Source organism: Mucilaginibacter sp. (assembly GCF_039921305.1).
Lineage (GTDB): Bacteria > Bacteroidota > Bacteroidia > Sphingobacteriales > Sphingobacteriaceae > Mucilaginibacter.
In genome coordinates, this window is sequence record NZ_JBDSCA010000076.1 from 96,079 (window position 1) to 109,326 (window position 13,248).

At 40.0% G+C, this 13,248-nt stretch carries 7 protein-coding genes; 5 read left to right on the forward strand and 2 right to left on the reverse strand.

What is annotated here, in order from left to right; translation table 11 throughout:
• Window positions 1-37: 37 nt before the first annotated feature.
• Window positions 38-1,813, reverse strand: coding sequence for an aminopeptidase P family protein (locus ABIN91_RS21875; protein WP_348053748.1), 1,776 nt, complete (start codon window positions 1,811-1,813; stop codon window positions 38-40).
• A gap of 6 nt (window positions 1,814-1,819) precedes the next feature.
• Window positions 1,820-3,217, reverse strand: coding sequence for an aminopeptidase P family protein (locus tag ABIN91_RS21880; RefSeq protein ID WP_348053749.1), 1,398 nt, complete (start codon window positions 3,215-3,217; stop codon window positions 1,820-1,822).
• A gap of 147 nt (window positions 3,218-3,364) precedes the next feature.
• On the opposite strand from ABIN91_RS21880, the gene ABIN91_RS21885 reads away from it, so the two are divergent.
• The 5 genes from ABIN91_RS21885 (at window position 3,365) to ABIN91_RS21905 (ending at window position 13,248) form a co-directional block, all read left to right on the forward strand.
• Complete coding sequence (locus ABIN91_RS21885) at window positions 3,365-4,123, forward strand: MFS transporter (protein ID WP_348053750.1); 759 nt, start codon at window positions 3,365-3,367, stop codon at window positions 4,121-4,123.
• A 5-nt stretch (window positions 4,124-4,128) separates the two neighbouring features.
• Complete coding sequence (locus tag ABIN91_RS21890) at window positions 4,129-4,827, forward strand: hypothetical protein (RefSeq protein WP_348053751.1); 699 nt, start codon at window positions 4,129-4,131, stop codon at window positions 4,825-4,827.
• A gap of 59 nt (window positions 4,828-4,886) precedes the next feature.
• On the forward strand, window positions 4,887-6,479 hold the full coding sequence (locus ABIN91_RS21895; RefSeq protein ID WP_348053752.1) for a glycoside hydrolase: 1,593 nt from the start codon (window positions 4,887-4,889) through the stop codon (window positions 6,477-6,479).
• 368 nt (window positions 6,480-6,847) lie between these two features.
• Window positions 6,848-9,277 (forward strand): beta-galactosidase GalA, encoded by a 2,430-nt coding sequence (galA, locus tag ABIN91_RS21900; protein WP_348053753.1) that lies wholly within the window; start codon window positions 6,848-6,850, stop codon window positions 9,275-9,277.
• Window positions 9,278-10,032: 755 nt separating this feature from the next.
• Window positions 10,033-13,248, forward strand: coding sequence for a TonB-dependent receptor (locus ABIN91_RS21905; RefSeq protein WP_348053754.1), 3,216 nt, complete (start codon window positions 10,033-10,035; stop codon window positions 13,246-13,248).

The window sequence follows — 13,248 nt, forward strand, 5'->3', positions numbered from 1 at the left end:
ATGCTTACTTTAGTTTTAATGCAAGCGCTGGGTTTAGTTAGATTGGCTGGCACTTTTTGCTTAACCATTCGCATTCATCGGGTTTAAGCAAAGGGCTTAATTTTTCAAATACTAATTGGTTGTAGCTATTTAGCCATTGTATTTGTTTGGGCTGCAGCAGATCAGTTATCACCAGTGTGGTATCAATATGGGCAAGCGTTATGGTTTCAAATTTTAAGAACTCTCCAAATTCCGAAACATCCCCTTTAACTGTTAAAACTAAATTTTCAATACGTACGCCGTGTTTGCCGGGCCGGTAAATTCCGGGTTCGATAGATGTTATCATTCCGGGAGCCATTGCCACAGCAGCATTTGCCGGGCCAATATTTTGTGGCCCTTCGTGAACGTTCAGGTAATAGCCCACACCATGCCCGGTACCGTGGCCGTAATTAATATTAAACTCCCATAATTGTTTCCGGCAAAGCGAATCAATTTGGTAACCACGGGTGCCTTTAGGAAACTTTGCTGCCGAACCCGTTATCATTGCAGAAAGCACCAATGTATAATCCCTCTTTTCTTCATTGGTGTTATTACCTAAAGGAACTGTCCGGGTAACATCAGTAGTGCCGTAATAATAGTGCCCACCCGAATCAAGTAAAAATAAGCCCTCGGATAACAACAGAGTATTACTGCTATCATCCGGGCAGTAATGAGGAAGCGCGGCATGGGCCTGATAACCTGCTATTGAACCAAAACTTAAACCGGCAAAGCCTTTACCTTCTTCACGAAAAGCTTTTACCCTCTCGGACGCCGAGATCTCGGAAACATTTCCCCCGCCTATGTTTTCTTCGAGCCATTTAAAAAAACGGGTTAGTGCAACTCCATCGGTGATCATGGCCGAACGCATGTTTGCTATTTCAACCGGGTTTTTTATGGATTTTAAAAATACGACCGGATTGGTGTCTTTAATAACCCGCACAGATGGCGGTATCAGCGTTAAAAATTGATAACATGTTCTCTTTTCATCCAGCAAAATGCAGGAGCCTGCTGCAATTTGTGTGAGATGGGAGTCCACTTCGTTATATTGAGCCACCGAAACACAACTCATCTGCAAGGCGTTTTTATCCTCGTTCGAGAGTTTTTCTGTTTGGATGTATAAAGTTGCTTCGGTTTGGGTGATCAGAGCAAAACTTAATACCACGGGGTTGTAGCTCACATCGGATCCCCGGATGTTAAACAGCCATGCTATATCGTCAAGCGTTGATATCAGGTGAAGGGTCGCTTTGTATTTGCCCATATTCAGCCGTAGGTCGCCTAATTTTTCAGCAACAGATCTGCCGCAATCTTCATCTTTTAGTAAATGCGCCTTGCTATGAGACAGAGCAGGACGGTTTGACCAGATCAGGCTTAACAGATCAGCATTTTTTATCGATATGGACCTGTGATCCAATTGTTGCTTTAACTGTTCGGCTATAACAATTGATAATAAGGTAAAATCAAATGCTACCGTTGCGCCATCGGGCAGTGTTTCATAAAGCCAGTCAATGTATTCCGGAGTATGTTGCACCTGTAGCTTTACCAATTCAAAACCACTGCCTGCTAATTGCAATTCGGCTTGTTCAAAATATCTAAAATCGGCCCATAAGCCGGCAAAATTTTGTGTGATGACGAGAGTGCCCGCCGATCCGCTAAAGCCTGATGCAAAGTGGATGCACTTATAATGATCCGGAACATATTCGCTCATGTGTGGATCAGCCGACGGGATAATGTAGGCATCTATTTGCTGTAACGCCATCATTGAGCGTATGGCATGGAGTTTCTCTTGGTGGGTCATTTGAGTTTAGTATGCAAAGCTCCTGATGTTTTCTATCTCTTCAACCGTTTCGGCAAGCGGGTTTCCTAAAATCTTGTACCCATTAGCTGTAATGGCGTAATTATTTTCGATCCTGATACCACCAAAATCACGATATTCTTCCAGTTTTGAGTAATTGATAAAATCAGCAAACTTGTTTTCTGATCTCCACAGATCGATCAGTTCGGGTATGATATAGATGCCGGGTTCAATGGTAAATACAAATCCCGGTTCAAGCTCTTTGCCCAGCCGTAATGATTTTAACCCAAAAAGCTTCGTCTCTTTTTTTAGCATTTCGGTGTAACCCACATATTGTTCACCCATATCTTCCATATCATGCACATCAAGGCCCATCATGTGCCCGGTCCCACATTGAAAAAACATGGCGTGGGCTCCGGCTGCTACAGCATCATCTACGTTGCCTTTCATCAGGCCCAGTTCTTTCAGGCCTTCAGCTAATACTTTACAGGCAGTAAAGTGCACATCCAAAAACTTTTTTCCGGGTTTAAGGCCCGTGGCTGCCGTATTCACGGCGTTAGCAACTATGTTATAAACATCACGTTGTTTGCTGGTGAAGGTTTTACCAGCCGGAAACGTACGGGTAAGATCAGCACAGTAGCCCATAGCGGTTTCAAACCCCGAGTCATTTAAAATTAAATTTCCGTCTTTAAAGATATTACCGCGCGAATGGTTGTGTAAAATTTCACCATGTACCGTGAGTATAACGGGGTAGGCCAGGCTTCCGCCTTTCGCTAATGCTGCCGCATGGATCAAAGCGGCAATATCGTTTTCTGTCATTCCCGGGCGGGCGGTTCTCATGGCCATGAGGTGCATTTCCGATGTGGTATTTACCGCCAAGGTTATCTTATCCAATTCTTCGGTTGATTTTACCGAACGCTGCTCAACCACGGCCTTAATAAATGGTACAGATACAGCCGATGTTAAAGCTTGTAAATTAATACCAAACAGGTGCCCTAGTTTTATCTTGTTTTCTGGACGGTATGGTGGCAAAAAATTGACAGGTCTTTGCTTTGCCATAGCCCGCTCCAAATACTTTTGAACGTGATTATAAGGTTGTATATTACTAATACCTGTTTTTTTACTTTTTTCGGCCAGGGTTTCCTGTCGGCCCATCCAAACAATGTCGTCAATACTCATCTCATCCCCGAAAATTATTTCCCGGTTTTCGTCTATATCTATAATAGCTGCCAAACCAGGGCTGCTGATACCAAAATAATACAAAAAAGTGCTGTCCTGCCTAAAAGGGTAGGTGTTGTCCTGGTAATTCATAGCGCTTTCTTCGTTCCCCAGGAATAAAAGAATGCCGGTTTGTAACTTGTTTTTAATCAGTTCCCTTCTGTTGATATAAGTTTCGGAGCTAAACATATCTGGTTGGTGTTTTTTGATGAAAGTACTAAAAGCAAATAAAATGTGACTAAAATATAGATGTGTTAACTGGTATTAGATAAAATATTGCTTTACATGGTGAAGATCCGTCAATAAAGATCAGGAGAAATGGATGATTTTTATCAAATGACTCAAACCCACACTATAAATAACAAATATCCACCCGGCGTATACCATATTATAGCAAACGAAGGAGCGGAGCGTTTTAGTTTTTATGGGATGAGATCAATTTTAGCATCTTTTTTGGTACTGCATTTTTTTAACCCGACCATGGATCCGGCTTTGCGGTCTGTTGCAGAAGCAAAAGCCAATGAAACCACCCATTTTTTTGTGTCTTTGGCTTATGCGCTGCCTTTTTTAGGCGGCCTAATGGCCGACTGGTTTTTTGGCAAGTACCGGGTAATATTCTATATATCCATTGTATATTGTTTCGGTCACCTTTGCCTGGCTATGTTTGATAACCGGCTTGATATTTTTAAATGTGGTTTATTGCTGATCGCGATCGGGGCCGGTGGCATTAAATCATGCGTGTCGGCTAACCTTGGCGATCAGTTTACAAACGAAAACAGACATTTAATGTCGAAGGTTTATGGCTGGTTTTATTTTAGTATCAATGCCGGATCGGTATTATCTACCATATTAATTCCGCTTGTTTATGCTTATTATGGCCCTAAGTGGGCATTTGGGATACCGGGAATTTTGATGGCCATTGCAACGTTGATCTTTATTAACGGGCGCAAAATATACGTGAGTTTGCCACCATCCGGAATAAATAAAATAACTTTGTATTTATTTCATTATACGCGCTTTTTAACTGGCGGAAAAAAGAAAAAGGCAAGCATTTACTTGATGTTGCCAAAGAAAAATTTACACCCGAAAAGGTAGATGATGTGAAGACGGTTTATAATGTGTTGGCTGTATTTTGCTTTATACCCATATTTTGGGCCCTGTGGGATCAGAATCTATCGGAGTGGGTGTTGCAGGCAGCTAAATTGGACAGAAAAGTTTTAGGTATTGAAATTTTACCAGAACAGATCCAAACTGCAAATCCTTTTTTCCTGCTGGTATTTATACCGATATTTAATTACTGGATTTACCCATTTTTAGATAAACGGGGCATAAAAACAACACCGTTAAGACGCATTGGGACAGGGTTGGTATTAACGGCAATATCCTTTATTGTTATTGCGCTTATTCAAACCAAGGTTGATGCTGGGCAGCACCCCTGGGTAATGTGGCAGGTGTTGGCGTACATAATATTAGCCGCTGCCGAGGTTTTAGTTTCAATAACCGGTTTGGAGTATGCTTATACCCAGGCCAGTAGATCAATGAAAAGTACGATGATAGCCATTTGGTTGTTAACTACTGCATTGGGCAACCTTTTTACAGCCCTGGTTAATCAAAGTATTGCTACAGGTGGTTTTTTTTCGCAATTTAAAGGGGCGGGTTATTATTGGTTTTTTACAGGTTTGCTTGGTGTATTTATTGTTATTTACCTGGTCGTATCTCCATTTATCAAACAAAAGGAAGAGGACGAAGTATTAGCCTTAATTGATGATGAGCAAATATTATATGTACTTAACGATTAATTTTTACTGATATTTCTGCACCTGGTTTACCAAAATAATGTTGATCCTCGTTAATTATCATGAATATAAATAAAAACAATATGTTTAAAAGAATAGGTGTCTTTCTTCTCGCCGGTTTCATAACATTATCTGCTAAAGCACGATCTACTACCGACACCTTGTTTACAGTAATTATCGATGTAGATCAAACAGCCCAAACCATCGATAATATTGGCGCATCGGGATGCTGGTTCTCCGAAGGTATCGGTAAGTATTGGCCTGCTGTAAAAAAAGAAAAAATAGCAGAGTTATTGTTTAGCCGAAATTTTGATAAACAAGGGAACCCTATGGGGATAGGATTATCTTCGTGGCGATTTAACGTAGGGGCGGGTACCTTTGAACAAGGTGATAGCAGCGGTATTACTGATTTTAGAAAAAGAACGGAAAGTTTTTTGAACAAGGATGGAACTTACGATTGGAACAAACAGTCGGGGTACCAATTTTTTTTAAAAAAGGCACACCAGTATGGTGTAGAAACGCTGATCGCTTTTTCAAATTCGCCACCGGTACAGTTTACCGCTAACGGATTAGGTTATAAAACCGAAAGGGATTTTAGATCAAATCTCAAAACGGGATCATACCAGGCATATGGTCGTTTTTTATCTGATGTGGTAAAGCATTTTGATCAACAAGGGCTACATTTTGATTATGTTAGCCCGGTTAATGAGCCCCAATGGGATTGGTCTAATAAATATATGCAGGGTAGCCAGGAGGGTTCTCCCTGGAAAAACGAAGATATCTATAAAGTAACCAGATACTTGAATGCGGCTTTAGACAGCGCCAAAGTCAGCAGTAAAATTTTAGTGACCGAAGCAGGAATGCTTACCTATTTATATGGCGGAAAGACACCTGCGTCGCATCAGATCCAAAGCTTTTTTGATCCTGTAAGTCCACTATATATGGGGGCATTGAGTCATGTACCTAAAGTGATCGGCGGCCATAGTTATTATACAGAATCGAATGATAGCGCGCTTGTAACTACCCGTGGTATTCTGGCAGATACTGTAAAACGGTATAATGTTGGTTTTTGGCAAACGGAATATTCAATGCTGGCCGATGGTTACAAAGAGGGGGCTAAGGGGCGCCGTAGTGCTATGGACTGCGCATTGTTTTTAGCCAAAATTATTCATACCGATATCAGTATCGGTAATGCTGCCGCATGGCAGTTTTGGAATGCCTATGAACCCGGAAGCCCTGATTTTGATACCAGGTACTATTTAATTGCGCTTAATGCTAAGCCCGATTTTAAAGACGGTGAATTTACCATGACTAAAAACTTATGGGCATTAGGTAGTTACAGTCGCTTTGTGCGCCCTGGGATGCAACGTATTGTTACTTCAATGAGCAATAAACTGAATGCTGATCAAAGCAAAGTATTGGTCTCATCCTATAGAGACAAAAATAACAAACTGGTTGTAGTAGCAATTAATAATGGCACCGGAAATATTGATATTGATTTGGATATCAGGCATCAGAAGAGAAAATACAAAATGTTGTCACGTTATTTAACGGCAAATGGTGAGGGTGTTAATATGCAAACAGCAGGTGCACAGTTATATACAGGGCATGTGAAATTACCAGCAAGATCAATATCAACTATTGTGATTGATTGATGATAACTTCTTCTTGGTTTATGGGAAGACTTGTTTACATCTTAAATATTGAGCGAACTATAGAATTGGAAAAGTTGTTAAAATATTGTTAGTTATTGATAATTAAATTAGTATAAATCTGCGTTGATCAGCTTAGTTTTATTGTTTACTATAGGGGTTATTTTACATGTTAATGTTTTGAAAAAGTAAACCCAGTTAAGTTGAGCAATTTAAATTCCGGGCTATTATACATCAGGTTAAACTGTATTCAGGGAATAAGAGTGTAAACTCAATAATGCAGCATGAACAAAATTTAATATTTCTTAAAATGGCTGATCGGGAATTTTTACTCAGGGCAAACTTCGCAGATCAGTATAAACAAATTTAAAATGGTAAAAAAAATAGATGTTCTGTTTTATTTCTTTGTCTCATGCATAGGTATGAATGCAATGGCTCAAAAAACGAGTGTACGCAAGCATCTTAATTTTGATGCGGGTTGGAAATTCAGTCTTGGTAATGCTGCTGATCCTGCAAAGGATTTTAACTTCGGCATTGGTAATATTTTATCAAAATCCGGAGAAACCGCTGGCACTGCAACCGCGGTGAAATTTAATGATGCCGGCTGGGCACCTGTAAGTTTGCCGCATGATTGGGTTGTAGGCTTACCTTTTAAATATGTTAAAAATGATGATATCGATTCTCATGGTTATAAACCTGTAGGTGCATTGTTTCCCGAAAATAGCATTGGATGGTACCGTAAATCATTTACAGTAACCAGAGCAGATTCTGGCGGACGTATTGCATTGCAGTTTGACGGTATATACCGGGATAGCAAGGTTTGGGTGAACGGCTATTATATTGGCGGGCATTTTAGCGGCTATAACGGTGTATCGTTCGATATAACAGATTTTGTACATTTTGGACAGCCCAACATTGTTGTAGTAAGGGCGGATGCAACACAAAGCGAAGGCTGGTTTTACGAAGGTGCCGGTATTTATCGCCATGCCTGGTTAAATATATATAACAATGTTCATATTAAAACCGAAGGGGGACTTTATGTAAATTCCACTATAAATGGCAATACATCACAAATAAATATTGAAACTACTGTTGAAAATAAAGCGATCAATAATTCAGATGCAACAGTATACAGTTACGTTACCGATAGAAAAGGTAAGATAGTAGCTACAGGTAAAGAGTTACCCTTAGCATTGGCTATAAACGAAAGTAAAACAATTAAAGAACAGCTAACTTTAAGGGATCCTCATTTATGGTCGTTGGACGACCCGTATCTTTACAGAGCTGTTTCTATTGTAAAATATGGAGGCCGCGTTTGTGATAGTGTTAATGTAAGATTTGGGATCAGGACTTTTAAGTTTGATAGTGATCATGGTTTCTTTTTAAACGGAGTGCCTTTAAAAGTTAAGGGAGTGAGTTGCCACCAGGATCATGCAGGGGTAGGCAGTGCATTGCCTGATCACCTGCAATATTACCGGATCGGACTTTTGAAAGAGATGGGCGTTAATGCTTACCGCACAACACATAACCCGCCAACGCCTGAGTTGCTGGACGCCTGTGATAGCCTTGGAATGGTGGTTATGGATGAAACACGTTTGTTAACCAGCGGAAAAGAATATGAACAACAATTTCGCGATCTGATCCTTCGTGACAGGAACCACGCGAGTATTTTTATGTGGTCTATCGGTAATGAGGAATATGTTACGCAGCGAACAGACATTGGTAAGCGTATAGCTCAAAATCAAATATTACTTCAGCAACAGCTTGATCCAAGCCGTACAAGTACTTACGCCGCCAATGTGGGTAACACTTATCATGGCGTAAACGAAGTAATACCTGTTAGAGGGTTCAATTACAATTTATTTGCCATTGATGCTTATCATAAAGAACATCCCGGCCAGCCGGTTATTGGTACCGAGGTAGCCAGTACGGTTACCACTCGTAGTATTTACGTTAAAGATACGGTGCATGCTTACGTTCCGGATTATGATGTGACTTACCCATCCTGGGCCTCTACAGCCGAGTCGTGGTGGAAAATTACAGTAGCGCGCGAATGGTTTATGGGAGGCTTTGCATGGACGGGTTTTGATTATCGCGGAGAGCCAACACCATACAGGTGGCCAAATATTAACTCTCACTTCGGGATTATGGATATGTGCGGTTTTCCAAAAAATGTTTATTATTATTATCAGTCATGGTGGACAGATAAGGATGTATTGCATATAGCGCCACATTGGAATTGGAAAGGAAAAGAGGGCCAACCCATAAAGGTTTGGGTAAATACCAATGCGGATAATGTTGAGCTATTCCTCAATGGCAAAAGCCTTGGTAAAAAGGATATGGAGCGAAACGGGCATTTGGTTTGGGACGTAAATTATCAACCTGGTAAGCTGAAAGCTATAGCCTATAAAAAAGGGAAAAAATTGGTATCCGAAGTTGAAACTACCGAGCCAGCTTACAGAGTTATACTAAGTCCATCCAAAACAACATTAATTGCCGATGGTGGCGATGCTTCTGTAGTTAATGTAAGTTTAGTTGATAAAAAGGGTCGTGAAGTACCCGATGCTTTAAATTTAGTGCATTTTGAAATTAACGGCGACGCCCAAATAATAGGCGTTGGAAATGGCGATCCGAGCAGCCACGAAGCCGACCAATGTTTACCAGGCAAATGGCAACGTAGTTTGTTTGGGGGTAAGGCCCAAATAATTATTAAAGCGGGAAGTAAAGCAGGTTCTGTTGTGCTTACAGCAACAGCCGATGGCCTCAAAACAGCAACCGTTGAAATAAAGCAAGTAATATGAAAAATTAAAATTGCCAGGTGTTGCTTTTTCAATAGGGATCCTGTTAATAGATAAAATTATGATCTATTAACAGGCTTTTTTTATTAGGAAAAACCCAGTTACGTTTTTCATTCTTAAACCAACCTGCATTTATTATGCAGGTTGGTTTTTTATTTATACGCCCTCTTTCATTATCACATTCCTTGTTTTTAGTTAGGTATTTGTCTCAAGAAAATTACATAGTGTTAATATAGAGTTTGATGTGGCTAAAATCCGGGGATTCATCGCTGTGAATAGTAGGTATATTTATATATTGTTAATAGTCAGATAGATAATGGGTTTATGAGCTAGTTAGGTATGCGCAAATTCAAATCATGGCACTCATCTTTATTTCATATTAAAAAGTAATTGTATTAGCCCGGTTCATCCTGCAATAGTCTCAATAGCAAATAGCTACTGCATTTAATACTTGCATTTTGAGCGGGACGAACCGTGTTTAGGATTGTCTCAGAAGTGTTTGTTACCTCAATTTAAACATAGGATAATATGAGGGTTGTTTTGGCTAAAATTCGTTGATTATACAAATTTAATTGAGCCTAATTTTATCAGAATATTTAATACTGAAGTATAAATCAAGCAAAATAAAATATGAAAAAGCATTCAGAGTAAATCAACAAGAGGTAAGCTGGTTTCATAGAGCAACCTCAATCACAAATAACATAACGTTCCAGCATAATCACTTATTGTCAATTAGTCAACAAAAATAAATTACATACATGAATCAAAAACTACTCAAAAAGTTTCAATTTTATCCGTCCTGTAGTAATCTAAGATCAATTTTTAAAATATTTATCTATTGTATTTTACTTACAGGAAGTGCCCGGGCACTAGCTCAAGAACCAGTTAACGTAAGAGGGGTTGTACGGGATTCCATAGGTGTTTTGCCAGGAGCCGGAGTTAAAATATCCGGTACTAATAAGGGTGTAGCTACTGATGCTAACGGGAATTATAGCATCAGTTTACCCCGATCTGGTAGACTGCTTTTTACTATGGTTGGTTATAAGCCTAAATCAGTATCTGTTGCCGATTATGAAAAAAGTGCCGATGGGTATTACCGGATCAATATAACCTTAGAGACTAACGAGAATGCTTTGGAGGAGGTAGCTGTTGTTGGCTTTGGTACACAAAAGAAAACAAGTTTAATCAGTTCCATTACATCTATAAATCCTAAGGAGCTAAAAGGACCAACAAGTAACTTAACTACAATGCTGGCAGGCAGGGTGGCTGGTTTAATTGCGTACCAGCGTAGTGGAGAACCCGGGGCCGACAACGCCCAATTCTTTATCCGTGGCCTGGGAACTTTTGGTACAGGGAAACAAGACCCTTTGATCCTGATCGATGGAGTTGAATCCAGCCAGAACGATATGGCCAGGCTGCAACCCGATGATATTTCATCTTTTAACGTGCTGAAAGATGCAACTGCATCTGCGGTATATGGTGCCAGAGGTGCAAACGGGGTGGTACTTATTTTAACCAAATCAGGAGTGGCCGGAGTAACAAAATTTGGATTTAGAGCCGAGTCATCTGTTTCTGCAAATACGAGTAATTTCCAGTTTGCAGATAATATTACCTATATGAAATTGGCAAACGAGGCCGCACTAACCCGGAATCGTTTGGCTATTCTGCCTTATACTCAAACCAAAATTGATGCCACAGCAAGAGGCGATAACCCGCTGTTATATCCTAATAACAACTGGATTAACCAGTTGATTAAAGACTATACCATAAATGAACGCTACAATCTGAATATTTCAGGTGGTGGAGATAAGGCGACTTATTACCTGGCAGGTACATATAATATTGATAATGGTGTATTAAAGGTTAATGGATTAAACAACTTTAACAGCAACATTAAACTTAAAAATTATTCTATACGCTCAAATGTTAATGTCAACTTAACCAAGACCCTGGAAGGGATAATAAGGGTGTATGGTCAGTTTGACGATTATGTGGGGCCAATTGGTGGTGGTACTAATATTTTTAACCAGGCAATTTGGTCAAATCCGGTAATGTTTCCTGCGGTTTATCCTTCCAGTTATTCGCCTTTTGCCACACACCCTCTTTTTGGTAACGCCATATCTCCTTCGGGCGGTTTGTATGTAAATCCATATGCACAAATGGTTAAAGGATACCAGGATAAGAACGCATCAACCATACAAGCTCAAATTGAACTAAAACAAGATCTGAAGTTTATTACTCCAGGTTTGAATGTAAGAATGATGAGTTATGTAAGAAGATATTCTTATTTTGACATCTCCCGGTCTTACAATCCATTTTATTATTCTGCTCAGGAACAACCGGATGGATCTGCGACTATCAATCTAATAAACGGGGGGGGCGCAAGTTCAATCGGTACAGTAGGGACAGAGTATTTGGGTTATGCCGAAGGTACAAAAGACCTGAACTCTACATTTTATTTGGAGGCTGCTGCAAACTACAGCCGTACATTTAAAGGCAAACATGCTGTAAGCGGTATGTTGATCACCACTATGCGTAATTATTTGGCTGCCAATCCCGGGAGCCTACAGCTTTCTTTGCCTTCGCGAAACCAAGGGGTTTCGGGAAGAGCTACCTATGGTTATGATAACCGCTATCTTTTTGAGTTTAACTTCGGTTACAATGGCTCAGAGCGTTTTGCCGAAAATAATCGCTTTGGCTTTTTCCCTTCGGTGGGTTTAGGTTATGTAGTATCTAATGAGAAGTTTTTTGAACCTTATAAAGATATTGTTAATTCATTTAAGCTAAGGGCCACTTATGGTTTGGTTGGTAACGACCAGATTGGCGCAGCTGCCGACCGCTTCTTTTACATGTCGGAAGTAAATATGACTAACGCCAATTATGGCGCACGTTTTGGTGAAGATGGCTCATATTATAGAGACGGTATTTCTGTATCCAGATACGCCAATCCTTTTATTACCTGGGAAAGATCAAAACAAGTAAACCTTGGTGTAGATCTGAGATTTTTGGATGCCTTAGATGTATCTGTTGATGTATATAAAGCCAGCCGCTCAAATATCCTTACACCAAGAACATATATACCGGCCACAATGGGCTTACAGGCCGCTGTACAGGCCAATACCAATAAAGCCGAAAGTAAAGGTTTAGACTTATCTGTTAACTATAATAAAACATTAGGTAATACATGGTTTGTACAGTTGAGAGGGAATTTTACTTATGCTACCAATAAGGTTTTAATTTACGATGAAACATCATACAACAGTAATGAATACTACCGTTACCATGTTGGTTTGCCAACTACCCAAGCCTTTGGATATATTGCTGAGCGCTTGTTTGTTGATGATAATGAAGCCAAAAACTCCCCGATACAATTAGCCGGAACACCAGGGGTTACATATGGCGGCGGAGACATCAAATACAGAGATGTTAACGGCGATGGTATTATTAGTGATGCGGATAAGGTTCCGATCGGCTATCCAACATCGCCCGAAGTTATTTATGGTTTTGGTGGAACGGTAGGCTTTAAAGGATTTGATTTTTCAGCATTTTTCCAGGGCTCAGGACGGTCGTCTTTCTTTATAAACCCTCAAAATATTGCCCCTTTTGTGTTGAACGGAGGAAATCAAAATGGTTTGTTGACAGATGTTGCGAATAATCATTGGTCTGAAGATAAGCGTGATAGTTATGCTTTTTGGCCACGATTGAGTTCCACCTTTGTGGATAATAATAATCAAACATCAACCTGGTGGATGCGTAACGGTACTTTTTTAAGACTGAAAAGTGTGGAAATTGGATATAACTTATCTCAAAATCTTCAAAAACGACTGGGGCTTAGAAACCTAAGGTTTTATGTTAATGGAACCAATCTTGCCATATTCAGCAAGTTTAAAATGTGGGATCCGGAAATGGGGGGCAATGGCCTCGGTTACCCTGTTCAAAGCGTATATAATATAGGCTTAAGCACATCATTTTAA